24 protein-coding genes are annotated in these 26,025 nt (G+C 59.9%); all 24 read left to right on the top strand.

Translation table 11 applies throughout. The annotated features are described in order from the left end of the window. Positions 1-26: 26 nt before the first annotated feature. The 24 genes from pyrG to AB5202_RS01875 all read left to right on the top strand — a co-directional run bounded on the left by pyrG (position 27) and on the right by AB5202_RS01875 (position 25,973). A complete protein-coding gene (gene pyrG / locus AB5202_RS01990) occupies positions 27-1,688 on the top strand; it encodes a CTP synthase (RefSeq protein ID WP_368143524.1) in 1,662 nt (553 codons plus the stop codon). A gap of 2 nt (positions 1,689-1,690) precedes the next feature. After that, the gene (gene xerD, locus AB5202_RS01985) at positions 1,691-2,632 is read left to right on the top strand and encodes a site-specific tyrosine recombinase XerD (RefSeq protein WP_195544184.1); all 942 of its coding nucleotides are present in this window, start codon (positions 1,691-1,693) and stop codon (positions 2,630-2,632) included. 462 nt (positions 2,633-3,094) lie between these two features. Continuing rightward, positions 3,095-3,529 carry a division/cell wall cluster transcriptional repressor MraZ gene (locus tag AB5202_RS01980; protein WP_035137949.1) on the top strand — a complete coding sequence of 145 codons (435 nt, stop codon included), beginning with the start codon at positions 3,095-3,097 and terminating at the stop codon, positions 3,527-3,529. A gap of 20 nt (positions 3,530-3,549) precedes the next feature. Continuing rightward, on the top strand, positions 3,550-4,515 hold the full coding sequence (rsmH, locus tag AB5202_RS01975; protein WP_117636014.1) for a 16S rRNA (cytosine(1402)-N(4))-methyltransferase RsmH: 966 nt from the start codon (positions 3,550-3,552) through the stop codon (positions 4,513-4,515). A gap of 90 nt (positions 4,516-4,605) precedes the next feature. Further along, positions 4,606-5,076 carry a hypothetical protein gene (locus AB5202_RS01970; RefSeq protein ID WP_195919276.1) on the top strand — a complete coding sequence of 157 codons (471 nt, stop codon included), beginning with the start codon at positions 4,606-4,608 and terminating at the stop codon, positions 5,074-5,076. Between the two features lie 182 nt (positions 5,077-5,258). Continuing rightward, complete coding sequence (locus AB5202_RS01965; RefSeq protein ID WP_368143522.1) at positions 5,259-6,959, top strand: peptidoglycan D,D-transpeptidase FtsI family protein; 1,701 nt, start codon at positions 5,259-5,261, stop codon at positions 6,957-6,959. Between the two features lie 126 nt (positions 6,960-7,085). Next, positions 7,086-8,510 (top strand): UDP-N-acetylmuramoyl-tripeptide--D-alanyl-D-alanine ligase, encoded by a 1,425-nt coding sequence (locus AB5202_RS01960; protein ID WP_368143521.1) that lies wholly within the window; start codon positions 7,086-7,088, stop codon positions 8,508-8,510. Positions 8,511-8,513: 3 nt separating this feature from the next. Continuing rightward, positions 8,514-9,533 (top strand): phospho-N-acetylmuramoyl-pentapeptide-transferase, encoded by a 1,020-nt coding sequence (gene mraY / locus AB5202_RS01955; RefSeq protein WP_006234262.1) that lies wholly within the window; start codon positions 8,514-8,516, stop codon positions 9,531-9,533. 9 nt (positions 9,534-9,542) lie between these two features. Beyond that, a complete protein-coding gene (gene murD, locus AB5202_RS01950; RefSeq protein ID WP_368143520.1) occupies positions 9,543-10,949 on the top strand; it encodes a UDP-N-acetylmuramoyl-L-alanine--D-glutamate ligase in 1,407 nt (468 codons plus the stop codon). 35 nt (positions 10,950-10,984) lie between these two features. Continuing rightward, on the top strand, positions 10,985-12,478 hold the full coding sequence (gene ftsW, locus AB5202_RS01945; protein WP_368143519.1) for a putative lipid II flippase FtsW: 1,494 nt from the start codon (positions 10,985-10,987) through the stop codon (positions 12,476-12,478). After that, positions 12,468-13,583, top strand: coding sequence for an undecaprenyldiphospho-muramoylpentapeptide beta-N-acetylglucosaminyltransferase (gene murG / locus AB5202_RS01940; protein ID WP_368143517.1), 1,116 nt, complete (start codon positions 12,468-12,470; stop codon positions 13,581-13,583). The genes ftsW and murG overlap by 11 nt, the downstream gene beginning before the upstream one ends. A gap of 97 nt (positions 13,584-13,680) precedes the next feature. After that, on the top strand, positions 13,681-15,099 hold the full coding sequence (gene murC / locus AB5202_RS01935; RefSeq protein WP_368143516.1) for a UDP-N-acetylmuramate--L-alanine ligase: 1,419 nt from the start codon (positions 13,681-13,683) through the stop codon (positions 15,097-15,099). A 5-nt stretch (positions 15,100-15,104) separates the two neighbouring features. Then, positions 15,105-16,016 carry a UDP-N-acetylmuramate dehydrogenase gene (gene murB / locus AB5202_RS01930; RefSeq protein ID WP_006234257.1) on the top strand — a complete coding sequence of 304 codons (912 nt, stop codon included), beginning with the start codon at positions 15,105-15,107 and terminating at the stop codon, positions 16,014-16,016. Positions 16,017-16,440: 424 nt separating this feature from the next. After that, positions 16,441-17,229 carry a cell division protein FtsQ/DivIB gene (locus AB5202_RS01925; protein WP_022094490.1) on the top strand — a complete coding sequence of 263 codons (789 nt, stop codon included), beginning with the start codon at positions 16,441-16,443 and terminating at the stop codon, positions 17,227-17,229. 199 nt (positions 17,230-17,428) lie between these two features. Next, positions 17,429-18,583 (top strand): cell division protein FtsZ, encoded by a 1,155-nt coding sequence (ftsZ, locus tag AB5202_RS01920; protein WP_022094491.1) that lies wholly within the window; start codon positions 17,429-17,431, stop codon positions 18,581-18,583. Positions 18,584-18,793: 210 nt separating this feature from the next. After that, the gene (locus tag AB5202_RS01915) at positions 18,794-19,594 is read left to right on the top strand and encodes a purine nucleoside phosphorylase YfiH/LACC1 family protein (RefSeq protein ID WP_055286078.1); all 801 of its coding nucleotides are present in this window, start codon (positions 18,794-18,796) and stop codon (positions 19,592-19,594) included. After that, positions 19,591-20,427: a phosphate ABC transporter substrate-binding protein gene (locus AB5202_RS01910; RefSeq protein ID WP_346979698.1), complete on the top strand. Its 837-nt coding sequence runs from the start codon at positions 19,591-19,593 to the stop codon at positions 20,425-20,427. The genes AB5202_RS01915 and AB5202_RS01910 overlap by 4 nt, the downstream gene beginning before the upstream one ends. 1 nt (position 20,428) lies before the next feature. Beyond that, a complete protein-coding gene (gene pstC, locus AB5202_RS01905; protein WP_006234251.1) occupies positions 20,429-21,355 on the top strand; it encodes a phosphate ABC transporter permease subunit PstC in 927 nt (308 codons plus the stop codon). A gap of 3 nt (positions 21,356-21,358) precedes the next feature. Further along, on the top strand, positions 21,359-22,264 hold the full coding sequence (gene pstA, locus AB5202_RS01900) for a phosphate ABC transporter permease PstA (protein ID WP_006234250.1): 906 nt from the start codon (positions 21,359-21,361) through the stop codon (positions 22,262-22,264). Positions 22,265-22,276: 12 nt separating this feature from the next. Beyond that, a complete protein-coding gene (gene pstB, locus AB5202_RS01895) occupies positions 22,277-23,080 on the top strand; it encodes a phosphate ABC transporter ATP-binding protein PstB (RefSeq protein ID WP_006234249.1) in 804 nt (267 codons plus the stop codon). A 92-nt stretch (positions 23,081-23,172) separates the two neighbouring features. After that, positions 23,173-24,030, top strand: coding sequence for a phosphate signaling complex PhoU family protein (locus AB5202_RS01890; protein ID WP_006234247.1), 858 nt, complete (start codon positions 23,173-23,175; stop codon positions 24,028-24,030). A 119-nt stretch (positions 24,031-24,149) separates the two neighbouring features. Further along, on the top strand, positions 24,150-24,887 hold the full coding sequence (locus tag AB5202_RS01885; RefSeq protein WP_117746754.1) for a YggS family pyridoxal phosphate-dependent enzyme: 738 nt from the start codon (positions 24,150-24,152) through the stop codon (positions 24,885-24,887). A 60-nt stretch (positions 24,888-24,947) separates the two neighbouring features. After that, positions 24,948-25,670 carry a cell division protein SepF gene (locus AB5202_RS01880; RefSeq protein ID WP_006234245.1) on the top strand — a complete coding sequence of 241 codons (723 nt, stop codon included), beginning with the start codon at positions 24,948-24,950 and terminating at the stop codon, positions 25,668-25,670. A 15-nt stretch (positions 25,671-25,685) separates the two neighbouring features. Next, positions 25,686-25,973, top strand: coding sequence for a YggT family protein (locus AB5202_RS01875; RefSeq protein WP_040358293.1), 288 nt, complete (start codon positions 25,686-25,688; stop codon positions 25,971-25,973). The last annotated feature ends 52 nt before the right edge of the window (positions 25,974-26,025 follow it).

Below are 26,025 nucleotides of genomic sequence, written 5' to 3'. Positions count from 1 at the left end.
TCTACGGGAAGCGCAGGTAACTCAATATGACCAAGCATGTGTTCGTGACCGGCGGCGTGGTTTCGTCTCTGGGCAAGGGTATTACCGCGGCCTCGCTGGGCCGTCTGCTCAAGTCGCGCGGCTACAAGGTAACGATGCAAAAGGCCGACCCGTATCTGAACGTCGACCCCGGTACCATGAGCCCGTTCCAGCATGGTGAGGTCTTTGTGACCGAGGACGGCTACGAGTCCGATCTGGACCTGGGTCACTACGAGCGCTTTATTGACGAGAACCTGACCCGCGATTCCAACTTTACGACTGGTGCCATCTATAAGAGCCTGATCGCCCGTGAACGTCGCGGTGACTTTTTGGGCGGCACCGTACAGGTGATTCCGCACGTCACGAACGCCATTAAGGATAAGTTCCGTCGTATTGAGGAGCAGACCGGCTCCGACGTGGTCATCACTGAGTTGGGCGGCACCATCGGCGACATCGAGTCGCAGCCGTTTGTCGAGGCCATTCGCCAGTATCGCAAGGAGGCCGGTCCCGAGAACGTCTGCTACATCCACGTGTCGCTCGTTCCCTATATCGCCGCCGCCCACGAGGTCAAGACCAAGCCGACGCAGCACTCCGTTAAGGAGCTCCGCAGCTTTGGTATCCAGCCCGATATTATCGTTCTGCGCTCCGACCACCATATCGACGATGCCATCCGCGGCAAGATTGCAAGCTTCTGCGACGTCGACACCGACTGTGTCTTTACCAACGAGGACTGCGCGAGCATCTACGATGTTCCGCAGTTGCTTGCCGAGCAGGACTTTGACCTGCGCATTTGCGAGCGTCTGGGTCTGGACCCGCGTGAGCGCGACATGAGCGAGTGGAACGAGTTCCTGCGCAAGCAGAACCATGCCAACCAGCACGCCGACAAGGTGAAGATCGCCGTCGTGGGCAAGTATACGCAGCTGCCCGATGCCTACCTGTCGGTTATCGAGGCCCTGCACCACGCGGGCGTGTTCTACGATCGCCACGTTGATGTGCAGCTGATCGATGGCGAGAGCCTCGATGAGCAGAACGTCTCCGAGGTCCTGGGTGACGCCTCGGGCATCTTGGTCCCTGGCGGCTTTGGCAAGCGCGCCCTGGAGGGCAAGATCCTCGCGGCCGAGTTTGCCCGCGAGCACAAGATTCCGTATCTGGGCATTTGCCTGGGTATGCAGGTGGCCGTGTGCGAATTTGCTCGCAACGTGGTCGGCCTTGCCGGCGCCAGCTCCTCCGAGTTCGATCCGGATGGCCCGTATAGTGTCATCGATCTGATGAGCTCGCAGGAGGACGTGACCGAGAAGGGCGGCACCATGCGCCTGGGCGCCTATCCGTGCAAGCTCGCCGCCGATACCCTCGCTCGCGAGGCATATGGCGAGGAGCTCGTCTACGAGCGTCACCGTCATCGCTTTGAGTTCAACAACGCCTTCCGCGACCAGCTCGAGGACGCCGGTTTGGTTATCTCGGGCCTGTCGCCCGACGAGCGCCTGGTCGAGATGGTCGAGCTGCCGCGCGACGTGCATCCGTGGTATGTGGCAACCCAGGCTCATCCCGAGTTCAAGAGCCGCCCGACCAACCCGCAGCCGCTGTTCCGCGAGTTCGTGCGCGCTTCGATCGGCCAGCACGAGGGTGTCGACCGTCTGCAGGTGACGCCCATGAACCTTGCTACGGACTAAGGGTGCCGTCGAATAAGGAACATACCGAAGCTACTCCCTCGTCGCTCGCCGTGGCGGCGGGGGAGTATCTCGATTACCTCGCGGTCGAGCGGGGTTTGGCGCGCAACACGATTGCGGCCTATCGTCGTGACCTGACGACGTACTGCGCCTATCTGGAGCGGGCGGGTATTGTGTCTTTTGAAGAGGTGACTCGTCAGGTCGTGGAGGGCTTTGTCGCCGACCGTCGCGATGGGGGCTATTCCGATGCCTCGGTGGAGCGTGCGCTTGCGGTCGTAAAGGGCCTGCATGCCTTTTTGGTGCGCGATGGGGCTGTGGCCCAAAATCCAACGACGGCGTTGCGCCTGCCTAAAAAGGCTGAGCGCTTACCGGAGTATCTATCGGTGGAGGATGTCTCGGCGCTGCTCGATCAAGACTTCCCCGAGGGCGAGATGGGCTTGCGCGACCATGCCATCTTGGAAGTGCTCTACGGATGCGGTTTGCGTGTGAGCGAGTTGGTGGGGCTCGATGTGGGCGATATCCATATCGACGATGGTTTTGTGCTCGTTCGCGGTAAGGGCTCAAAGGAACGCCTGTCCCCGCTGGTGGGAAGCGCGGCGCGAGCTCTGATGCTCTATGTAACTGAGGGGCGTTCTCGCTTGGCGGCCCATGCCCGCGGAACCGAGACCTCGGCGGTCTTTTTAAATAAGAACGGCCGCCGTCTGTCGCGCCAGGGCATCCATGCCATCTGTGAGCGCTACGGGCGCCAGGTGGGGCTGGTGGGACTCCATCCCCACACGCTGCGTCACTCCTTTGCTACCCATATGCTTGCGGGCGGCGCAGACCTCCGTGTGCTACAGGAGATCTTGGGACATGCCGATATATCGACCACGCAGGTCTACACGCATGTCGATCGTACGCAACTGACCGAGGTCTATCTGGCGGCGCATCCGTTGGCACATCGCTAGCACCTCGCTGACCTGCATATTTATAAATATTAAAGGGGACGGGCCCCAGATTGCCGAGACGCACTTTTGCGCACATGGGCAATCTGGGGCCCGTCCCATTTTTCGCCAGACACCGACGCGTTGGTGGGCCGTGTGTACCGTGGGTGGGGGAGTTTGGGGGCGATGTGAACGGTGTGTAAAGGGACGTAAAAATCGCCTCAAGGTCAACTTGAAGGTTGAGGTTCGCGGGCGTGGTTCTACAGGTGGCATCCCGCCTTTGCTGTAAACACAACATATTGTGTTTTCGAACATATGCTCGGGGGTGTTTTACAACATATTGGGGGTGGAGTGGTGGGGTGGGGTGGGGGAAGGAGTGGGGAAAGGTGTTGAAAAATGGGGCGGTTCCCCATATTATTGATGACGTCGACAGGCGGGGTGGTTCCCCGCGTACGTGCCATCTGAGTAACCGAGGGGAGGGCGCACATGGGAATGACGGGTGCATACGAGCGCAATCTCGATGCAAAAGGTCGTCTATCCCTGCCTGCACCCCTTCGTGAGGAGCTTGGAGAGCACGTTCGCGTGTTCAAAGCCCTGGATGTCGATGCTCTGTACGTGTTCTCTGCCGAGGCCTTCGATAAGTGGGTCGAAGGACTCTTCGCGGGTCGTGAGGGCCACGAGGGTTTTAACCCGCGTGACATCAACGACCAGAAGCTCATGAGGGCGATCAACAAGCGCACCACGTCGATGGATGTGGACAGCGCGGGTCGTATCGGTCTTTCCGAGTCTCTCCGCAAGCAGGCGAACCTCGACCGCGAGGTCACGGTTGTGGGCAACTACGACCACCTTGAGGTTTGGGACCGCGCTACGGCCGATGAGGACGATGACGACGAGGCCCTGCTGGACCTCTTCTTCTCGTAAGGGCAAGGCACGAGTAACGGATGGAGCGTGGGATCTTGACACAAGAATATCGGCATGAACCTGTCATGCTCGGCGAAGTGCTTGAGTCGCTGCAGCTAAAGAGCGGCTCCGTCGTCTGCGACTGCACTCTTGGCGGTGCCGGCCATTCGGTAAAGATGGCCGCGCAGGTGGGGGAGACCGGCCTTTTGCTCGGCGTCGATCAGGACGACATGGCCCTTGAGGCCGCTGGCGCCCGTCTGGACCGCGAGGTTCCCGGCGTACCACACCAGCTGCTGAAGGGCAACTTCGGCGACTTGGACGAGCTGCTTTGCTCGGCCGAGGTGCCCGGGGTCGATGGCTTCCTGTTCGACTTGGGCGTTTCGTCGCCGCAACTCGATATCCCTGGCAGGGGCTTTTCGTACAACGAGGACGCCCCATTGGACATGCGGATGGATCCGGGTAACAACACCTTAAACGCAGCTGAGGTCATCAACACCTATAACGAACACGACCTCGCCCGGATTCTACGCGTCTATGGCGAAGAGAAGTTCGCCTCGCAGATCGCACGTGAGATCGTGCGCCGCCGCGAGCATGAGCCGATCGAAACCACCGGTCAGTTTGTCGAGATCATCAAGGCTGGTATCCCCGCTGCCGCTCGTCGGCATGGCGGACACCCAGCCAAGAAAAGTTTCCAGGCCATTCGCATCGAGGTCAATCACGAACTCGATGTGCTCGAGCGAGGGCTTGACGCCGCCACAAGGTGGCTCAACCCGGGCGGACGCATCTGCGTCATCTCGTATCACTCGCTCGAGGACCGTATCGTAAAGAACCACTTTAAGGAGATGAGCCAGGGGTGCACGTGTCCGCCGGAGATTCCGGTGTGCGTGTGCGGCAACGTGCCGATACTCAAGGTCATCACTCGCAAACCCCTGGTTGCCCAACCCGATGAGGTTGCGCGCAACCCTCGGGCGAGATCAGCCAAGATCCGCGTGGCGCAGCGTCTGTAGACGCGACCGCGCGATATTGGACCTCCCGCTCGTACCACAAACGAAGCTTAAACACACTACCAACGTACTCGGGATGGGAGGCGGCATATCATGGGCTACAACACCTCAAACGCAGCACTCGCCTATGATATGAACGCCATGCCCGCCTATCGTGAGGCACCGCAGGCCCCCGTTGCTCCCCGCGAGCAGCGCACGCCGCGCTTTGATGTCTACACGGGCGCGGGCCGTCAGGCAAACCAGGCGGTAAGCCCGGTTTTCATGAGCGTTCTTAAAACGTTTTGCATCATTGCGGCCATCTTCATGACGATCGGTGTCGCCCGTGTGGCGCTCGCCGGCGTTACGGCCCAGGTGCTCAACAGCAACGCCGCGCTTACCAACACGCTCGAGAAGGCGACCGACGAGAGCTCCGACCTGGAGGTCATGCATTCGGTCTATGGTGCCGACACGCGCATTCGCGACCTTGCGGGCGCTTATGGCATGGTGGAGCCCAGCGAGAGCGTTACACTTGATTTTTCGCAGGATGCAGCCGCGGGCGCTAGCTCGACCGCGACCGCTCAGTAACAAGACGGTAGCTGAGTATGACAAATGACTATCGCCGCGGCTCCGACGGGGGTCGCGGTTCTGGACGTCCCTCATCGCGGGGACGTTCTGGTTATCAAGGAACGGGTCGGCCATCTTACAACGCGAGGCCGTCCTATGGCAACGACTCCGCGTCGCGTCTCCGTGGCTCGAATGGTCCTCAAATGCATAACACCAGACCGCGCAAGAGCTCGCCGACCGAATGGCTCACGGGCACGCCACTGCCCCGTCGCAAGGCCGTCATGGGCTTCATCGGGTTTGGCTTGGGTTTGGGCGTCCTTCGCCTTGCCGACTATCAAATTGTGGAAGCCGATAAGTTACGCGACCGCGCCGATGCACGTCGCTTGCTTGCACAGACGCTGTATGCCAAGCGCGGTACCATCTACGACCGCAACGGCAACGTGCTGACGTCGTCGGTCGAATGCCGCAACATCGCCGTGAATCCTCAGCTTATCGAGGACGTTGACAAGACGGTATCGGCGCTGGTCAAAGCTACGGGAATCGATAAAAAGACCTGTCGCGAGCTCGTTGAGTCCGATGGAACCTGGGTGTATATCAAGCGCCAGGTGGACGAAGACGATGTTGCGGCGCTGGAGAAGAAGAACCTGCCCGGCGTGCTTTTTGAGCAGGCCATGAAGCGCGTATATCCATACGGCAATCTGGCATCGCAGGTGCTGGGTGTAGTGAATGTAGACAACGACGGCTTGACGGGTCTCGAAAAGCAATACAACAAGCTTCTGACCGGCACGAACGGTTCTCTCGTACGCGAGCGCGCGAGGGACGGCAGCTATATCGCGGGCGGTGCCTATAAAAAGGTGGCTGCGGTCGACGGCGTTGATATCGTGACGACGCTCGACGTCAATATCCAGCGTGCGGCCGAGGATGCCCTGGCAGAGGCTGTCGAGAAGACAAAGGCCAAGAACGGCTCGGCGCTGGTCACCGATCCTACGACAGGCGAGATCTTGGCAGCCTGCTCGTATCCGACTTACGACCAGACCGATCTGGAAAACGCCAAGACCGAGGATATGAACTTGCGCCTGGTCACCGACGCCTACGAGCCCGGCTCGGTCTTTAAGACGCTCGTGGCGGGCGCCGGCTTCGACTTGGGTGTCGTGCGATCGAGTACGTCGTTTGAGGTGCCGGCGAGCATCAAGGTGGGCGACGATACCGTCACCGATGCCGACAAGCGCGACTACGCCATGACCATGGATGTGCGCGAGATGATGCGCCGTTCGTCCAACGTGGGCTTTGTCCTGGTGGGGCGCAAGATCGGTGCCGACGACTTTGCCACCTATGTGGACAAGTGGGGCATCGGTCACAGCTCTGGTGTAGATTTTCCGGGCGAGAGCCTGGGTATCGTCAAGGAGCGTGACCAGTATGACGGCGCCACGCTGGGCTCGATGAGCTTTGGACAGGCACTGTCTGTCTCGCCGATTGAGATCGCACGTGCCGTGGGCGGCATCGCCAACGGCGGCGTGATGATGACACCGCACTTCTATAAGTCCAGCAAAGGCGACGAGAAGGACTGGGGCGAAGGCGAGCGCGCGATTTCGGAGGACGCCGCATCCCAGGTGACATCGTGCATGCAGACGGTCGTGTCCGAGGGAACGGGCGTTGGCGGCGCGGTTGACGGCTATGACGTAGCGGGTAAGACCGGTACGGCCGAACGTGCCGACGAGAACGGCGGCTACCTCAAGGAGAACTACATGTCGTCCTTTATGGGCTTTGCACCGGCACAATCGCCCAAAGTGCTGTGCTATATCACGCTCGACGGAACGCCGAGCGGCTCAGATGCCGCTGCGGTGCCGTTCCAGTCCATTATGGCCAACGCGCTCGACGTGCTGGGTATCCCGCACACGAAGTAGGGGGTTACAATCTTTGGGGCGTTGTTTGTTGTCCCATATGAGGGTGTTCACATGCCCTGCACCACGCATGTGCGGCGCTGGGATACAATACGCCGATAGCATTATTAGGTTTACAGGGGAGCTGCAATGATAGAGATCGCCGTCAACAACCTCGCGGCCGCAACAGGGGCCCGAACCGTGACGGGAGAAGCCGATCGGGTATGCCGCGGGTGCGTTATCGACTCGCGCCAGGTCGAGGAAGGGACGATTTTCGTCGCCTTTCCCGGTGAAAACGTCGACGGCAATGATTTTGCTTCCCGTGCCGTCCAGTCGGGTGCCGGCGCCGTCGTGATGACGCGTGAGCCCGAGGCCGAGCTGGTCTCGCTGGCGCAGGACAAGGGCTGTGCCATCTTGCTGACCGATGATCCCGAGGAGTTTCTGCTGCGTTTGGCGCACGCGTATCGCCTGGAGCTTGGCTGCCTGGTCGTTGGCATTACCGGTTCCATCGGCAAGACGACGACCAAGGACGTGCTCGCCGCCGTGCTCGCCAAGCGCTATCGTGTCTGGGCCACCAAGGGCAATTTCAATAACCTGATTGGCATGCCGCTCACGGTGCTTTCCGCTCCGGCCGATACCGAGGTCCTGGTGCTCGAGATGGGCATGAACCATTTCCACGAGATCGAGCGCCTGTCCCAGTCCGCCAATCCCAATCTTGCCATCGTGAGCAAGATTGGTACCTCTCACATCGGCATTTTGGGTAGCCGCGAGAACATCGCCCGCGCTAAGGCCGAGATCGTCCAGGGCATGTGTGCCGCCGGCGACTATTTGCCGCTGCTGGTTTTGGGCGGCGAGGACGACTTTACGCCGTTCATTCGCGATACGTTCGCCCAGCCTGCTGGTATCGACGTGATGCTGGCCGGCGTCTCGGACGATGATGAGGTCCGTGCCCGCGACATTCGTGTTGATGACGAGGGCCGTCCGGTCTTTACGCTCGATTTTGGCCAGGGTGAGACGATCGATACCATGCTTGCCATTCCCGGCGTGCAGTCCGTTCCCAATGCCGTTAAGGCCGCCGCGGTTGCCTATCGCCTGGGTGTGACGCCCGAGCAGATCGGTGCTGCCTTTAGGGGCCTCACGATCACCGGTCACCGCCAGGAGATCAAGCGCGCCAAGAGCGGTGCCCGCGTCATCGACGATTCCTATAACGCCAGTGCCGAATCCATGGCTGCTGGCCTCGATCTACTGTGCTCGCTTTCGTGCACGGGGTCTCGCATGGCGATCCTGGGCGAGATGGGCGAGATGGGCGATGAGGCTCCTCGCATGCATGAGCTCGTGGGCGCCTATGCCGCCGCCAAGAAGCTCGACATGCTGGCGTGCGTGGGTGGTGAGCTGGCCCAGCTTATGGCCGATGCCGCGCGCATGATGGGCATGGACGAGGACCGCATCCAGGTGTTCTCCGATTATCAGCAGGTGCTCGACCGCATGGGCGGCGCGCTTGAAAAACATGATGTTGTACTGGTCAAGGGTTCCCGCTTTGTTGAGCTCGACCGCTTTGTGGAAGGTGTGTGCTAGCCCATGTTCGGCAATCCCTCGTATCCAACGTATCAGGCTTTTTTGGGGCTTGGCATCGCCGCTGCCATTGCGCTGCTGCTCATGCCGTGGTGGATCAAGCTGCTCAAGGTCGAGGGTATCGGCCAGCAGGTTCGTGCCGACGGCCCCAAGCGTCATTTGGTTAAGCAGGGAACGCCCACCATGGGTGGCGTTGTCATTCTCGTCGCGATTTCGCTGACCTGCCTGCTGATGGGCAAGCTCACCACCGAGCTCGTGCTCGTGCTGCTCGCCACGCTGGCGACCGGCGTGCTGGGCCTGATCGACGACCTGACCTCCGTTACGCATGGGCGCTCGCTCGGTCTGACGCCTCATGCCAAGATGATCGGTCTAACCATTATCTGTGTCACCTTTACGGTACTTGCCGTTAACTGGTGCGGCGTCGCCCCCGAGATTCGTTTTCCCGGCGGCCTGACGATCGACCTTGGCGTGCTTTCGACCACCATCTGCGGCCTTTCGTTCCCGTGGCTCTATATTGTCTTTTGCTGGCTGATGATCGCCGGTCTTTCTAATGCCGTGAACCTGACCGATGGCCTTGACGGTCTTGCTGGCGGCACCTCCATGATCGCTATGCTCGCCATGGCCGCCATGGCGTTTTTGCACGGAGACGTGAACCTGTCCATCTTCTGCACCGCGTGTGCCGGTGCCTGCTTGGGCTTTCTGTGGTTCAACTGCTATCCGGCGAGCATCTTTATGGGCGATACCGGCTCGCTTGCCCTGGGTGCCGCGTTTGCCTGCACGTCCATCATGACCAACACCGAGGTCGTCTCCCTCATCATCGGTGGCCTGTTTATCGTTGAGACCCTGTCGGTCATGATTCAGGTTGTCTACTTCCACTTTACGCACAAGCGCGTCTTCCTTATGGCGCCCATCCATCATCATTTCGAAAAGAAGGGCTGGGCCGAGACCAAGGTCGTCATCCGTTTTTGGATTATCGCTGCTGCCTTTGGTGCCGTTGGCCTTGCTCTGTTCTTCCAGTTGGGATAGTGGTCTTTCATGTCTCTTGCTGATGTCTTTAGCCTGCTCGTTTTGGGTCAGGGCAAATCCGGTCTCGATGTCGCCCGCTGGGCGTTGGCACATCCCGAGCGCGTAAGCGCCGTTACCGTGTATGGCGGTGGCACCTCTGAGCCCAATGACGCCACGCGTGCGCTCGAGGCTGCTGGTGCGTCGTTTGTCTATGGGACCGAACAGGTCGAGGGCGCCTATGACGTATGCGTGACGTGCCCGGGCATCTCGGAGTTCTCGGGCTTCTTTAAGGCCGGGCGCGAGCATGCCGCCCAGATTATGGGTGAGCCCGAGTTTGCCTATCGCCTGTCGCCCGATAACTGGATTGCCATCACGGGCACCAACGGCAAGACGACCACCACGTCGCTGACTGATTATCTGCTTAAGGCTGCCGGCGAGGCCAGCGTTGCTGTCGGCAACATCGGCGAGCCGCCGGTCAACGAGATTGACGGCCGAGCCCACAACGAGTGGTTTGTGGCTGAGCTCTCGAGCTATCAGATTGCTACGACAACCGAGCTCCACCCCCGCGTGGCGGTGCTGCTCAACATCACTCCCGACCACTTGGGCTGGCATAAGAGCCATAAGAACTATGCGCTTGCCAAAATCAAACTGTTTGACAATATGGCCGATGACGATCTGGTGGTTGTCGACGTCGAAGACGCCGGCATTCACGAGTTCGATGAGTACATCTACACGCCGGGTCGTCGCATCTGCAAGGTTGCCTTTGACGAGCCTGAGGGCGAGGATGCCGCCTTTGTGCGCGATGGCAAGATGATCGTGCGTCTGAAGGGTGTCGAGACCCCGCTCATCGCTACATCCGCGCTCAAGATCTCGGGCCATCACAATGTTATCAATGCCCTGTGCGCTGCCACGGCTGCCTTGGCGGTCGGTGCCGATGTCGATGGTGTCTGCCGCGGTCTGGCCTCGTTCCAGCCGCTCGAGCACCGCGTGGAGCCGTGTGGCGAGATTGACGGCGTGCGCTACGTCAACGATTCCAAGGCGACCAACACCGATGCGGTCGAGAAGGCACTGACGGCATTTCCCGATGACGACGTGATCTTGCTGCTCGGCGGCCACGATAAGGGCACGCCGCTCACGGACTTCGCGCGCGTCGTTATGGACAACGTGCGCTCGGTCGTCTGCTTTGGCGATGCGCGCGAGCGCTTCACCGCCGCTATGGACGAGGCCGATGTCGATGGCGACGTGGATATCGCCCAGGCGGATGACCTACGCGACGCCGTGGACGTCGCCCGTTCGCTGTCGAGCCGTGGTGACGTGATCTTACTTTCTCCTGCCTGCTCTTCGTTCGATGAGTTCTCGGGCTATGAGGAGCGCGGCCGCGTGTTTAAGGACTACGTGGCCCAGCTTGCCGCTGCAGCGAAATCACAAATGGAATAGGGGTTGCGGTGAGAGAGGAGAGCCCCCGACAAGGTATGAGGAGGCCCGACTCGGACCGTGCTTCCTCACGTCGCACCACACCGCGTTCCAGCCGCGGCGGGCAGTCGTTTAGCGAACGCTATATTGCCGGCGTTCCCGCCCGTATCATGCGCCCCCGTTTGATATTCATGGCCTGCTTGTTTACCTTGGTATGCTTTGGCCTGCTGATGGTGTACTCGGCGTCTTCGGTCGAGGCGCTGCACGAGAATGGCTCGGCGACGTTTTTTCTGGGTCGACAGGCCGCTTTTGCCGTGGTTGGTGTTCTGGCGTTGATTGCCATCGTGCGCGTTTTGCCGGACAGCTGGTTTGGGGAGGATGTGCTCAGGATCTTCCTCATAGGCATGATAGGGCTACTGTTTCTGGTGTTCTTGGTGGGCAGCGGCAGCCGTGGCGCCACGCGCTGGCTCAACATCGCCGGCATTCAGTTCCAGCCTTCCGAGTTTTTAAAGCCATTTGCCATTGCGTATTCGGCTATCATGCTTGATCGCTTTTTTTCGCCCGGTGGCAACATCAACGAATTCCTTCGCAAGATGGGCATTTACCTGGGCATTTCGCTCTTTCTGATCTTTATCCAGCCCGATTTCGGTACTGTCCTGATCATCCTGTTGACCCTCATGTGCATGGCGTTGTTTGCGGGTCTCGACCCCAGATTTATCATCGGCGTGCTAATCTTCGGCATTCTCGTGATCGTGATTGCGCTTGTCGCAGAGCCGTACCGTATGGTGCGTATTCAGGTTGCCTTGAACCCTTGGGCCGACGAGTATGGTGACGGCTATCAGGCCACGCTTGCCATCATGGCCTTTGCCTCGGGCGGTCTGTTCGGCCGTGGCATCGGCAACTCAACCATGAAGTACTCGTATCTGCCCGAGGCACACAACGACTACATCTTGGCCATCATTGGCGAGGAAGTCGGTTTTGTCGGAACCGTGCTGTTCTTCTTGGTGTTTGCGATGCTGATCTACTCGGCGTTTCGCATTGCCGAGCAGGCGACCGATCGCCGGGGCGCGCTTATGGCGTCTGGCTCCGCGGTCATTCTCGCAGTGCAGTTTTTGATTAACGCGCTGGGCATCCTCAACGTGTTTCCCATGACGGGCAAACCGTTGCCGTTTATTAGCTACGGCGGTTCGTCGATTATTGTGTCGCTCATGCTTGCCGGGTTGATCCTGCGCGTTTCGTACGAGAGCGCCCGCCGCGATGAGTATGACCGCCGCCGCGAGAGCTTTGCCGTTATGGATGAGAGTACCGCCGGCGTGCCCCACGTGCGCGGCGAGCGATCTTCGCGTAACGGTTTTACCGTCCTGGATGGCTCTGCGACCGAGCCGGCAGCCCGCCCGCGTCAACGAACGGCGCCGCAAGGTCGTCCTCAGCGCCCCAGCCCTCGCAACGCGGGCGGCGGATATAATCGAATCGATTTGAACTCGGACCCGTCGGCGCGTCTGCGTATCGACGACCAGGGACCGCGTGTACGAAGGGACTACCATGACCGATAAAATGACCGTTGCTATTGCAGCCGGCGGCACGGCCGGGCACATCAACCCCGCGCTCGCCTTGGCCGAAGAGCTGCGTGACCGTGGCCACCACGTTGTGTTCGTGGGCCAGTCGCGCAAGCTCGAGGGTCGTCTGGTCCCCGAGGCTGGGTTTGATTTTGTGCCCATTACGGTCACGGGCTTCGACCGCTCCCGTCCTTGGACGGCGCTGACCTCGCTGTGGCGTGTCAACAAAGCCAAGCGTGTGCTCGCCAGTCATTTCTCAAAGGTCGGCAAGCCCGATGCCGCCATTGGTTTTGGTGCCTATGTCGAGGTTCCGCTGCTGGGGTGGTGCAAGGGCGCGGGCGTTCCGTATCTGCTGCATGAGCAGAACTCTGTTCCGGGCCTGGCCAACAAGATGATGAACTCCCACGCCGCCCGCGTGTGCATCTCGGTGCCGGCAGCGCGTTCGGTCTTTGAGCGCGAAGGTGACCCTGACCACGTGCTCATGACCGGCAACCCCGTACGTCGCTCGGTGATCGAGGGCGATCGCGCTCGCGGCCGCAAGGCACTTGGCGTTCCCGAGGACGCTACGCTGCTGCTCGTCTTTGGCGGTTCACTTGGCGCCCAGCACCTCAACGAGCGTGTGGCTTCGCTCAAAAACGAGCTGCTTTCGCGCAAGAACCTCTATGTGTTGCATTCGACGGGTGCCGACGGCTTTGAGGAGACCGAGCGCGCTTTGGCGCTGACGCCCGAGGAGGCGAAGCGTTACCGCGTCCAGCCTTACATCGACAACATGGGCGATATGCTGGCTGCTGCCGATTTGGTGCTCTCGCGTTCGGGCGCATCGAGCGTGGCCGAGATCGCTGCACTCGCCGTGCCTTCGGTGCTCGTGCCGTACCCGCATGCGACGGCCGACCACCAAACCACCAATGCCCGTTATCTGGTCGACGCTGGGGCCGGCGTGCTCTGCGCCGATGCCGATATCGACGGTTCTGCCTTTGCCGATGAACTGCTGTACCTGGTCGATGACGCGGCGGCGCGCGACGCCATGCGTCAGGCGGCGCGTGGTCTGGCTCAGGATAGGGCCGCCGCTCTTCTGGCGGATGCGGTAGAGGGTTTGCGTTAGTTAGACGGGATATCGTCGGTCGCCCTCGCGCTGATGCGGTAGGTGCGGTACAGTTAACGGGTTACAGGCAGTGTTTACGCAAGGAGTACACGAGCACATGGCTGATTCCCAGACTGCAACCTCCGCGCCCGAGTTTAAGAGCGCCCACTTTATCGGTATCGGCGGCGCCGGCATGAGCGGCATCGCCCTCGTTCTTCACGAGCGCGGTTATGCCGTTACCGGCTCCGACCTTAAGACGTCACGTTATATCCGCCAGCTTACCCGCGCTGGTGTGAAGGTGCATGTGGGCCATGAGGCCGCCACGATCGACGAGGTCAAGCCCGACGTGGTTGTTGTCTCCACCGCTATTCCGGAGTCCAACCCTGAACTCGTGCGCGCTCGCGAGCTTGGTATTCCCGTGTGGCCCCGTGCCAAGATGCTCTCTGCTTTGGGCCACGGCTACACCACCGTCGCTGTTGCCGGCACGCATGGCAAGACCACCACGTCTTCGATGTGCGCCACCATGCTCGACCGCATGGGTCTGGATCCGAGCTTCTTGATCGGTGGCATCGTCGAGGGCTATGATACGAACGGCAAGAACGGCTCGGGCGACTACTTTGTCGCTGAGGCCGACGAGTCCGACAGCTCCTTCCTGTTCCTGAACCCCAACGTGGTCATCGTGACCAACGTCGAGGCCGACCACCTCGATCACTACTCGGGTATCGAGGAGATCGAGGCAACTTTCGCCAAATTCATGAGCCTGGTGGGCGAGGACGGCACCGTCATCGTCTGCGGTGAGGACCCGCATCTGGTCGAGCTCGCCAAGTCGACGGGTCGTCACGTGCTTTCCTACGGCTTTGCCGAGAGCAACGACATCGTCTGCATGCACCCGGATGTCAAGGGCATCCAGAGCGATTTTATCGTTCGCTTTGAGGACGGCACTGAGCACGCTGTGGAGATCAAGAGCAATCCCGGTCGCCACAACATGCTCAACGCCACGGCGGTGCTCACCGTCGCCCATGTCCTGTGCCTTGACATCGACGCCGCCGCCAAGGCGCTCTCGAGCTTTGAGGGCGTCCGCCGTCGCTTTACCCACGTGGGCGATATCGATGGCATCACCGTGGTCGATGATTACGGCCATCACCCCACCGAGATCAAGGCGACGCTTGCTGCTGCTTCGTCGCTGGGCTACAAGCACGTCGACGTCGTGTTCCAGCCGCACCGCTATTCGCGCCTGCAGGCCCTGTGCGACGAATTTGCCGATGCATTTGCCAATGCCGATAAACTGCTGCTGATTGATGTGTTCTCGGCTGGCGAGATGCCCATTCCGGGTGTCACCTCTAAGATGCTCGCCGATACCGTGCGCGCCAAGCATCCTGGCAAGGAGGTCGTGTACTGCTCCAGCCGTCTTGAGCTCAATCAGGAGCTCGAGCAGATGGTGGGCGAGGGCGACCTGCTGCTCACTATGGGTGCCGGTGACGTTACGACCGTCGGTCCCGAGTTCATTGAGTATCTGACTGCCAAGAAAGACGCTTAAGTCTAATGGGTCTGTTTAACGCCGTCATGGCGCTCTCGGGCATGATCGACACGGATGTGATCGAGGACGAGCGCCTTGCGCGTCATACGAGCTATCGTATCGGCGGCAAGGCCGACCTCTTTGTGACGTGCCATAGCTATCATGCCCTCCGCCGCGCCGTGGCGGTGCTCGATCGCGAGCAGGTGCCGTGGGTCATCATCGGCAAGGGCTCCAATCTGCTGGTTGCCGATGGCGGTTATCGCGGCGCCGTCATTTCGCTCGGACGTGAGTTTCAGCGCACGGTTGTTGCCGATGACGGTTGTACGCTGACGGTCGGTGCGGGCGTGATGTTTGCGCGCCTGGTCAACGATGCCCTGTCGCGTAGCCTCTCGGGCCTTGAGTTTGCCGTTGGCATCCCTGGTTCGGTTGGCGGTGCGATATCTATGAATGCCGGCACACGGACCGAGTGGATTGGCTCGCTGGTTGAGGATGTCGTAACGTTTGACCCGGCATCCGGTATCAAACATTATGCGGGGTCCGAGATCACTTGGGGCTACCGCGAATGTAGCCTTCCCCGCAATGAGATCATCCTCGAGTGCGTGCTCAAGCTTAAACCGGCGCCCAAGGCCGACATTCGCGAGCGCATGGAGCGGTACCTGACGAGGCGCAAGCGTACACAGCCCATGGGTCGCGCATCCTGCGGGTCGGTCTTTCGCAACCCGCCCGATGCGAGCGTGGGCAAGCTTATCGAGGATTGTGGATTAAAGGGTTTTTCGATTGGCGGCGCGGAAGTTTCGCCCGTTCACGCTAATTTTATCGTTAATAACGGAACTGCCTCGGCCGATGACGTTGCCGCGGTTATCAGACATGTGCACGGAAAGGTGAGGGAGGCGTATGGCATCGAGCTCAGACCGGAAGTTAAATTCCTCGGCTTCTAGAGCATCGAAACCCACCTTCCGCCGCGCCGGAGGGCGTTCCGGCGCGCCTGCCAAACCTCAACGCAATATCGTCGCGCACTCTAAGCCTGTCGGGCATGCTCGACAGACCAGTCGTCCGGTTGTCGGCTCGCAGCTCGGTAATCGTCCGGCCGCAAAAAAGTCCTCGCGTCCCTCGGTGACGTCAAAGCCTGTTATGGGCGTCAAGCCTGCCCGTCCTATGGCAACTCCTAAGCCCTCGCCAGGAACTAAGGCGGCGCGTCCGAGTCGCACGCTGGGCGCATCGAAACCGCGCTCGCTGACATCGGTGCCGGCTACCGCCAAGAAGCCTTCGGGTAAAAAAGGCGTCAACCCGTTGTCTTTACTTAGGGCGATGGCAAATAAAACATCAGACGCCGCTTCTGTCGTTACAGGCAAAGGCAAAATCGTGGGCGGCGTTTTGGCCGTCTTGGCCGTGCTCGTCGTCGTTGCTATCGTGGTGATTAACTCTGGATTATTTACCGCCACTGATATTCAGATTCAAGGCAGCGAGCATGTGACGAAGCACGATGCTATCCAGCTGATCGATTTGCCCGAGGGAACGTCGCTTTTTAACGTCGATCCCGACCAGATTACCGAGGACCTCAAGCAGAACCCGTGGGTCTCGGGCGTGGATGTCCAGCGTCAGTTCCCACATACGCTCATCATTACGCCGATGGAGCGCAAGGTCATCGCAATTGCCTATATCAGCTCCGATGACCTTGCCTGGGCCATCGGGGATGATGACACCTGGATCGCCCCGCTGTCGACGTCGGTCGAAGTGGACGATCAGGGCAACGTCATCACGACAGGGCAGGGCTCAAATACCTTGACCGGAATCGATGCCGCGCTGGCGCTCGCTAAGCACTATGGCGCGGTGTTGTTGACTGATGTCTCGGCGGATGTCGCTCCGGTTTCCGGCCAGGCAGTGAGCTCCAAGGCCGTTAAGGCTGGCTTGGATTATGTGCGTGGTTTTTCGAGCGAGTTCTTGGGACAAGTCAAGGATATTTCCACGCCTTCGGTCGAAGCCATCTCGGCAAACCTCAATAACGGCATTGAGGTGTCGCTGGGCGATTCGAACGATATCGTCAAGAAGGAGCGCGTAGTCACCAAGCTGCTTTCGCAGGTAGAGGGCGTAACGTATATCAATGTGCGCTCTCCGGGTAACTATACATTTAGGAACGCTCCGACCTCGTAGCGCTGGTTGATGCTTTGTTGAGGGGCCATACCACGCCGTTTATCTGGTTTGTTTGGTTTTCACGGTCAATTATTTGACTGATACGTTCATAATGTGCAAACATAATACGGTTTACCTTTGCATTTACTTTCAACCTGAAGGTTAATGTGCGCAGGGGTCGACCCATGCTATGGCTATAACCTTTGTTCGGAGGACCGACATGCACGAGACAGAGATCAACAACTACCTTGCCGTCATTAAGGTGGTCGGCGTCGGCGGCGGCGGTACCAACGCGGTCAATCGAATGATCGAAGAGGGCATCCGCGGCGTCGAGTTTGTTGCCATCAACACCGATGCTCAGGCACTCGCGATCTCTGATGCCGATATCAAGGTGCACATCGGCACCGACCTTACCCGCGGCCTGGGCGCCGGCGCCAACCCCGAGGTTGGCCGCAAGGCTGCCGATGAGTCCCGCGACGACATTGCCGAGGCGCTCGCTGGTGCCGACATGGTGTTCATCACCTGCGGCGAGGGCGGTGGCACCGGTACCGGCGCTGCTCCCATCGTTGCCGATATCGCGATGAACGAGGTCGGTGCGCTGACCGTCGCCGTCGTGACCAAGCCCTTCACCTTCGAGGGCCGCAAGCGCAAGAAGAGCGCCGAGGAGGGCATTAAGACCCTCTCCGATTGCGTCGACACCATGATCGTCATCCCTAACGATAAGCTGCTCGACATCGCCGAGAAGAAGACCACCATGCTCGAGGCCTTCGCGATTGCCGATGGCGTCCTTTCCCAGGGCACCCAGGGCATCACCGACCTCATCACCGTCCCCGGTATCATCAACCTGGACTTCGCCGATGTTAAGACCATCATGAAGCAGGCCGGTACCGCCATGATGGGTATCGGTACCTCTTCTGGGGACACCCGTGCCGTCGACGCTGCCCAGCAGGCCATCTCCAGCCCGCTGCTCGAGAGCTCCATCGATGGTGCCACGCGCGTGCTGCTCTCCATCGCCGGTTCCAAGGACCTGGGCATCCAGGAGATCAGCGACGCCGCCGACGTTGTCGCCAACGCCGTCGACCCCGAGGCCAACATCATCTTCGGTACCGTTGTCGACGAGTCCCTGGGCGATCAGGTGCGTATCACCGTCATCGCTACGGGCTTCTCCGACTCCAACGTCAACCGTCAGGACGAGCTCTTTGCTGCTCAGCAGTCTCAGAGCAAGGCCGCTGCCTCCGCTGAGCCGCAGCGCACCGCTCCTGCCACGAGCCCGGCTCAGGCCGCTCCGACCCGCAACGTCGGTGGCACCGAGCTTCCTAACTTCGGCAACGATCAGTTCGAGCTTCCCGACTTCCTGAAGCGCGGTAGCTTCTAAGTCGTTCTTTGCATTGTTGTGCACAGGGGCGTGTCCGTATGGACGCGCCCTTTTTATTTCGACTTTGTAAACTAGAACCTCCAATCTCTTTACGTTCCCTTTACGATTGCCTCCAGCGCAGCAGGTATCCTTTTAGAGAAGTATGACAGCCGTATAAACGCGGGCTGTAGCGGCGATGCCGCGGTACTTGTGTTATTAGGAGGCTTTAGTATGGCAGCACGTGCGGACAAAGTTTCGCGTGTCGACCATGATGGAGTTACGTTGGTGGAGGGCGCGACATCCGATGTTCGCTTTGCCTTCACCGAGCGCGCCGGTGGCGTTTCCGAAGATGCGTACTCCTCACTCAACTTGGGCTCGCATGTTGGCGATGACCCCTTTGCTGTTCAAGAAAATCGTCGTCGTGCGCTCGAGGCTATGGGTGCCGCCGAGTGCGAGCACAACCTGCTCGTTCCCAATCAGGTCCATGGTGATCATATCGTTGCGGTGACCTCGAACGGCGCCGATGACCTTGAGGACGTTCGCGAGCAGATTGCCGAGGGCTGTGATGCCATCGTCTGCACGGCGCATAACGTGCCCGTGCTGCTCTGCTTTGCCGACTGCGTTCCCGTGGTGCTGGTGGCCCCCGGCGGATTTGCCGTGGTGCACTCCGGTTGGAAGGGCACGATTGCACGTATTTCCGCCAAGGCGTGCCAGGCGCTTTGCGATGCTGCCGGTTGCGATGCGAGCGACGTTTCCGCCTATATCGGCCCCCATATCTTGGGTGACGAATATGAGGTATCCCAGGAACTCATGGATCGCTTTGCCGCCGAGTTCTCTTGCATCGATGCGAATACCTCTCGCATGCTTGATCTTTCCGCTGCCATTCGCGAGGCGCTGGTAGATGTCGGTGTCGACGCGGATAATATCGTGGATACCCAGCTTTCGACCGTGCGTCAGAACGACCGCTTTTATTCCTACCGTAACGAGGACGGCACCTGTGGGCGCCATGCTGCGATCGGCATGATGCTATGAGAAAGATCGTATCGGTCCTGAGCGCCGCTGTGTTTACGCTTACGCTGTGCGCCTGTTCTTCGGGATCTTCTACCTCTTCCATTACCGTGGCCGGCTCCACGACCTGCCTTCCTATCGCCGAGATTGCGGCCGAGGGCTTTAAGGAGGAGACCGGCATCGACGTGCTCGTTTCCGGTTTGGGTTCTTCCGCTGGGATCGAGGCCGTCAGCGCCGGCACGGCGGATATCGCCAGCTCCTCCCGTGGACTCAATGCCGACGAACAGGATCTGGGCCTGACTCCCATCGTCATTGCCCACGACGGTATTGCGGTCATCGTGAACGACGACAATCCCGTCGATAACCTCTCGACCGAGCAGCTCCGCGATATCTACGCCGGCAAGATTACCAATTGGAAAGAGGTCGGTGGCGAGGACCTGAGGATTCAGGTCATCAACCGAGACGAGGCGTCCGGTACGCGCGAGGCCTTCCGTACCATCGTGATGGATGGCACGCCGTTCGATCGCCGCTCGGCTGTTCTTTCGGGTACGGGCCAGGTCCGCGACGTGGTATCTCGTTCGCGTGGGGCCATCGGCTACATTTCGCTGGGCTTCGTCGATAGCCTCAACGCCAAGACCTCGGTCAAGGCCGTCTCGGTCAATCATGTTGAGGCGTCCGAGAAGACGGTCGCGAGTGGCGGCTATCCCATCTCGCGCGACCTTTACTTCTTTGTGAAGGGTGCGCCTTCGCAGCAGGCGCAGGATTACATTGACTATGTGACGTCCGAAAAGATGGACAAGCAGATTCGCGAGGCGGGCTTTATCCCCGTCACCAACGACGAGAAGGGGAGTGAGTAGCATGGAAGCACAGGAAAACTCCCAGACTGAGCAGAATGTTCAGACGCCCAAGAAGCGCGAGCTGGCGCTCGTATCGCGCAGCACCTATATCAAGGAGAAGGCGCTGCAGTGGATCTTCTTTGCCTGCGCGTTCTTGGCGGTCGTCACCGTCATCCTGATTTTTGTCTTTACCACGTACTCGGCGCTGCCCGTCTTTACTGACATCGGTCTGGCGGACTTCTTTAGCTTTACGTGGGCGCCTTCCGAGGGCCACTACGGAATCTTGTCGCTGCTTGCCGGCTCGGGTCTGGTGACCGTCGGTGCGCTCGCCATGGGCGTGCCGCTGGGCGTGGGTACAGCCGTTTACCTGGTCGAGATTGCCAGCAAGCGCGTGCGCAAGCTCATCAGCCCTGCCGTCGACCTGCTGGCCGGCATCCCTTCTATCATCTACGGCTTTTTCGGCATGATCATCATCCGCCCGTTTATCGCACAACTGACCGGCGGCCTTGGTTTTGGTGCGCTGACGGCGTGGTTTGTGCTCGCCATCATGATCGTCCCTACCATCACCACGCTCACCATCGATGCTCTCAATTCCATTCCCATGGGCATTCGCGAGGCATCGTATGCCATGGGTGCCACAAAGTGGCAGACCATCTATAAGGTCGTGCTACCTGCCGCGAAGCTGGGTATCGTTGATGCCATCGTGCTGGGTATGGGCCGTGCCATCGGCGAGACCATGGCCGTGCTCATGGTCGTAGGTAACGCCCCGGTTATTCCCGACAGCATTGCGAGCCCCATCTCGACGCTCACGAGCCAGATTGCGCTCGACATGAGCTATTCCTCGGGTCTGCACCGCTCGGCGCTGTTCGGCATGGGTGTGGTCCTGTTTATCATCTCCGCCACGCTGGTGGGTATCGTTCGTCTGATTTCCAAGAAGAAGAGGGGGTAGGCTATGTCCGATTCCGTTGACACGACGGTCGATACGACCTCGTCGCGCGAGCGCATCAAGCGTGCCCTTTCCCACGGCAAGAAGGGCCGCATCAACAAGGACCTGTCCAACAAGATCATGCTTGGCGTGTTTCGTGCCGCTGCCTACATCACCACGCTGGTGCTGGTCGCTATCATCGCCTACGTGGTCATCAACGGCCTGCCACACATCTCGCTCGACTTTATCTTCGGTTGGCCCCAGGGCGTCAACGCCGAGGGCGGAATTTGGCCCACGATCGTCTCGACCGTCTACGTGACGGCGCTCGCCATGCTTATCTGCACGCCGATCGCTGTGCTGGCAGCCGTCTATCTGGCCGAGTACGCCAAGCAGGGCAAGGTCGTCGAGCTCATTCGCTACGCTGCTGACGCTTTGGCCTCGGTGCCCTCCATCGTTATGGGCCTGTTTGGCTACGCCTTGTTTGTCGAGGCTATGGGCCTGGGCCTTTCGATGGTCTCGGCCGCTCTGGCGCTCGCGCTCTTGATGCTTCCCATCGTCATGCGCACCACCGAAGAAGCCATTCGCGCCGTTCCGCGCTATATCCGTTGGGGCGCGTACGGCCTGGGCGCTACCAAGTGGCAGGTCGTCTCCAAGATCGTGCTTCCTTCGGCCTTTGGCCGCATTGCCACGGGCATCGTCCTTGCCATCGGCCGTGCCATCGGCGAGACCGCCGTGGTGCTCTACACCATGGGCCAGGCCATCAATCTACCTATTTCGCCGCTCGATTCCGGTCGTCCCATGACCGTTCACCTGTACCTGCTTGCCAACGACGGCATCAACATGAACGCAGCCTACGGCACCGCGCTCTTGCTGATGGTGATCATTTTGGCCTTCAACCTGTTTGCGCGCTTCCTGTCGCGCAAGCGTCGCTAGTTAAGGAGTCCCATGTCCGTTTATCAGTCCGCTCCCGCGTTGGAGCAAGCGGCCATTACGGCCAAGGATTTCAACTTTTGGTACGGTGACTTTCATGCGCTGACGGGGCTTGACCTCAACATCGCCAAAAACGCCATCACCTCCTTCATTGGCCCTTCGGGCTGCGGCAAGTCGACGTTTTTGCGCTGCATCAACCGCATGAATGACCTGATTGAGGGCACGCGCGTCGAGGGCACCATGACGCTCGACGGCAACGATATCTATGCCGAGGGTGTCGATCCGGTCGATCTCCGTCGTCGCGTGGGCATGATCTTTCAGCAGCCCAACCCGTTTCCCAAATCCATCTACGAGAATGTCGCCTTTGGCCCTCGTCTGCAGGGCGTGACTAGCAAAAGCGACCTCGATGACATCGTGGAAGAATCGCTCAAGCGCGCCAACCTCTGGAAAGAGGTATCCAATCAGCTCAACAAGGATGGTTTGGCGCTCTCGGGCGGTCAGCAGCAGCGTCTGTGCATCGCGCGCGTGCTTGCGGTGCAACCCGATGTCCTCCTGATGGACGAGCCCTGCTCCGCCATCGACCCCACTTCCGTCTCTAAGGTCGAGGATCTGATGGCCGAGCTGGCGCCCGAGATGACGATTATCATCGTCACGCATTCAATGCAGCAGGCAGCTCGTATCAGTGACTACACCGCGTTCTTCTTGCAGGAAGTTGCCGGCGAGCCCGCTACGCTCATCGAGTATGGTCAAACCGACGCGATCTTCACCAGCCCGGTGGACTCGCGGACGGAAGACTATATCACCGGCCGCTTTGGCTGATCGGTGCGACTAGTCCCAAGCCGATCGGATCTGGTCCGGTGCGTATTCACTGTGCGGGCGGCATGACCGCACCCAACTGATTGGAGTGAACCATGCGCAAACTGTTTTCCCGTCAGCTCATCGAGGCCCGTCACGAGATGCTGAGCATCTACGAGGCCGTCGATCTGGCCCTCCACGATGCCGTGAAGGCCTATGTGACCGACGACCGCAAGCTCGCCACCAAGACCAAGAAGCGCACGCTTTCGATTGACGCACGCTGCGCCAACCTGGAGGCCGTCTGCTACAACCTGATTGCCACGCAGTCACCGGTCGCCTCCGACTTCCGCTTGCTGCAGACGATCATCTACGTCGACTTTAACCTGCAGCGCATGACCGATAAGGTTCGCCAGATTTGCCGCGCCACGCGTCATATGATCAAGGCCGACATCTCGCTGCCCAAGGAGCTTGTCGGCACGGTCGAGGCCGAGGCTGAGGCCGTCTACCAGGTGCTGGGCTCTTCGCTTTCTGCGCTCGTCACCAACGACATGTCCATCATCTGCAACTTGGCCGTCGAGGACGAGCCAGTGCACGCCGCCTACGAGAAGTTCTTCCGCACCTTTAACCGCATGGACACGGGCGATTTTATGGACGACGACAGCAACTATGACGACCTGCGCCGCGCCATCATGGTATCGCGCTATCTCGATCGCATCGCCTCGATTTCCATCGATGCCGCCTGCCGTCTGACCTTCCTGTTGACCGGACAGCGTATGACTGCCGGTGATATCGCCTGCACTGATGAGGATGAGCTCGAGAGCATGCGCGTGCCTTCGGGCGAGGGTGTTATCATGAGGCCCGCCGTCGATGCACGCTACGTTGCCAAGGTGCCCGTTAACGAGGTCAGCGAGGGTCTTCGCTACCTGCTCGATCATCTTGAGGATGAGGACGATGGCGAGGACGACGAGGAGTAAGTAACCCCGTTCGTCGAAAGATTGTAAATACCTAAGTGAGCGCGGCCTTGCACATGCGGGGCCGCGCTCTTGCGTTAGCATGGGACTACTTGTTTGGCTGTCAGCGGAGGCGATTGGCAATGGATAACTATTTGGACTTGATGCGCGCTCGCCGCGAGCAGATTCTGGAACGTTTTTATGCGGCGCTCGATCGCGCGGGCCGTCCCCACGACGCCGCGAGCCTCATTGCCGTGTCCAAGACCGTTGGTGTCGATGAGACCGTTGCCGCCATCCAGGCGGGGTATCGCCATTTTGCCGAGAACCGCCCGCAGGAGCTGGTTCGCAAGCTCACGGGTCTGGCGGAGCATCCGGAGCTGCCCGAGGTGCGCTTCGATATGATCGGCAACCTGCAGACCAATAAGATCAATGCGGTGCTGGGCTCAGCCGAGCTGATTCACTCGGTGGGTTCGCTGCATCTGGCGCAGGCGATCTCGAGCCGTGCTGTTCGCAAGATTGAGGCAGGCGAGCTCGTCGGCCCCCAGCGTGTGCTCATTGAGGTCAATGTGAGTGGTGAGGAGTCGAAGGGAGGCTTTTCACCCGATGAGATTCGCGCCGCCGCGGGTGAGCTTGCAGAACTTGAGGGAATTTGCGTACAGGGGCTTATGACTATGGCGCCCCGGGGGAATAAGGATGTGGCACGCCGCACCTTTGCGGGGCTTCGTGAGCTGAGGGATGAGCTGGAGGCGGCGCATCCCGATTTGAACCTGCCTGAGCTTTCCTGCGGTATGAGCGAGGACTTTGAGTCTGCCCTTGAGGAGGGCTCTACGCTCGTTCGCCTGGGCAGGGTAGTATTTAGCCCGGAGTTTGCAGTAAAATAAGGCTCTGAAGTGCGCACTGATTATCGGGGCGCCTGCACTAAACCGCGAGAGGACACAACCATGGGCTTCCTTGACGAGATTAAAAATAAGATGCACCTGGGCGGCCAGCAGGGTTACGACCAGGGTTATGGCCAGGACGACGACTACGGCTACGATGACGGCTACGACGATGGCTATCAGAACAACGGCTACAGTGGTGCTTCGGGCGAGGGCTTCTACACCCAAGACGAGCCGAGCAACGGCCTGCTTGGCCAGACGCGCCGCGGTGAAGCTGAGTCGGTTGCCGTGTATACGCGCTCCGGTCAGCTGGTCGGCGATGACTCCCGTCATGCCACGACGTATAACCCGCCTTCGCGCTCGCAGGACAGTGTTGCGAGCGGTTATCGTCCTGGTGCCTATGACACGCCGTCGAGCTACGCCGAGAATACCCGCGCCCGTGCCGCCGCTGCACCCGCGCCTGCACCGAGCGATGCCTCGGCCTATGCGAGCAATATCATCAACGCCACGCCGCAGCTGCCGGCCTATGTCCTGCGCCCCGAGAGCTATGACGACGTGGAGACCGTGGTGCGCCGCGTTCGCACCAAGCAGCCTGTCGCACTGATTTTTGTGGGCGTACGCACCGAAGTTGCCAAGCGCGTCTTGGACTTCTCTTACGGCTTTGCCTGCGGTCTGGGTGCCACGGTCAAGGAGGTGGGCGACCGCGTGTTCATGGTGCTGCCCGCCGGTTGCGAGGTCAAAGATTCCGATCTCAAGAAGCTTCGTGCCGACGGCTACCTTAAGTAAAGACAAGACGAGGAGATTCCCATCAACATCTACACTATCGTCCAGCTGGTCAACACGCTGTTCAACTTCTATTCCACGCTCATTGTCGTCTACTGCTTTATGACGTGGATTCCCATGAAGCAGGGTGGTTTGCTTCAGGATATTGCCGCGGTGCTTGATAGCGTGTGCGGTCCGTGGCTCAACCTGTTCCGTCGTTTCATCCCGCCGATGGGCGGTATCGATTTTTCGCCGGTCGTTGCGATTATTGCGTTGCAGTTGGTGCAGAGGCTGGTTCTGCAGCTTCTTATAGGTATACTCGTGTAGAACTGACTTAGTAACTTACGTCGGGCGTGTAGCGCCGAGGCGATGAAAAAGG

It is taken from the genome of Collinsella aerofaciens (assembly GCF_040915545.1).
Taxonomy (GTDB): Bacteria; Actinomycetota; Coriobacteriia; order Coriobacteriales; family Coriobacteriaceae; genus Collinsella; species Collinsella aerofaciens_BE.
The sequence above is the reverse complement of the archived record's forward strand: the minus strand, read 5'-3'. Positions and strand labels throughout refer to the sequence as shown.

Excerpts from the sequence above, each read along its gene's own strand:
- pyrG (WP_368143524.1), top strand. The coding sequence starts at position 27 with ATGACCAAGCATGTGTTCGTGACCGGCGGCGTGGTTTCGTCTCTGGGC.
- AB5202_RS01980 (WP_035137949.1), top strand. The coding sequence starts at position 3,095 with ATGGGAATGACGGGTGCATACGAGCGCAATCTCGATGCAAAAGGTCGT.
- rsmH (WP_117636014.1), top strand. The coding sequence starts at position 3,550 with ATGGAGCGTGGGATCTTGACACAAGAATATCGGCATGAACCTGTCATG.
- AB5202_RS01970 (WP_195919276.1), top strand. The coding sequence starts at position 4,606 with ATGGGCTACAACACCTCAAACGCAGCACTCGCCTATGATATGAACGCC.
- AB5202_RS01965 (WP_368143522.1), top strand. The coding sequence starts at position 5,259 with ATGCATAACACCAGACCGCGCAAGAGCTCGCCGACCGAATGGCTCACG.
- AB5202_RS01960 (WP_368143521.1), top strand. The coding sequence starts at position 7,086 with ATGATAGAGATCGCCGTCAACAACCTCGCGGCCGCAACAGGGGCCCGA.
- mraY (WP_006234262.1), top strand. The coding sequence starts at position 8,514 with ATGTTCGGCAATCCCTCGTATCCAACGTATCAGGCTTTTTTGGGGCTT.
- murD (WP_368143520.1), top strand. The coding sequence starts at position 9,543 with ATGTCTCTTGCTGATGTCTTTAGCCTGCTCGTTTTGGGTCAGGGCAAA.
- ftsW (WP_368143519.1), top strand. The coding sequence starts at position 10,985 with ATGAGGAGGCCCGACTCGGACCGTGCTTCCTCACGTCGCACCACACCG.
- murG (WP_368143517.1), top strand. The coding sequence starts at position 12,468 with ATGACCGATAAAATGACCGTTGCTATTGCAGCCGGCGGCACGGCCGGG.
- murC (WP_368143516.1), top strand. The coding sequence starts at position 13,681 with ATGGCTGATTCCCAGACTGCAACCTCCGCGCCCGAGTTTAAGAGCGCC.
- murB (WP_006234257.1), top strand. The coding sequence starts at position 15,105 with ATGGGTCTGTTTAACGCCGTCATGGCGCTCTCGGGCATGATCGACACG.
- ftsZ (WP_022094491.1), top strand. The coding sequence starts at position 17,429 with ATGCACGAGACAGAGATCAACAACTACCTTGCCGTCATTAAGGTGGTC.
- AB5202_RS01915 (WP_055286078.1), top strand. The coding sequence starts at position 18,794 with ATGGCAGCACGTGCGGACAAAGTTTCGCGTGTCGACCATGATGGAGTT.
- AB5202_RS01910 (WP_346979698.1), top strand. The coding sequence starts at position 19,591 with ATGAGAAAGATCGTATCGGTCCTGAGCGCCGCTGTGTTTACGCTTACG.
- pstC (WP_006234251.1), top strand. The coding sequence starts at position 20,429 with ATGGAAGCACAGGAAAACTCCCAGACTGAGCAGAATGTTCAGACGCCC.
- pstA (WP_006234250.1), top strand. The coding sequence starts at position 21,359 with ATGTCCGATTCCGTTGACACGACGGTCGATACGACCTCGTCGCGCGAG.
- pstB (WP_006234249.1), top strand. The coding sequence starts at position 22,277 with ATGTCCGTTTATCAGTCCGCTCCCGCGTTGGAGCAAGCGGCCATTACG.
- AB5202_RS01890 (WP_006234247.1), top strand. The coding sequence starts at position 23,173 with ATGCGCAAACTGTTTTCCCGTCAGCTCATCGAGGCCCGTCACGAGATG.
- AB5202_RS01885 (WP_117746754.1), top strand. The coding sequence starts at position 24,150 with ATGGATAACTATTTGGACTTGATGCGCGCTCGCCGCGAGCAGATTCTG.
- AB5202_RS01880 (WP_006234245.1), top strand. The coding sequence starts at position 24,948 with ATGGGCTTCCTTGACGAGATTAAAAATAAGATGCACCTGGGCGGCCAG.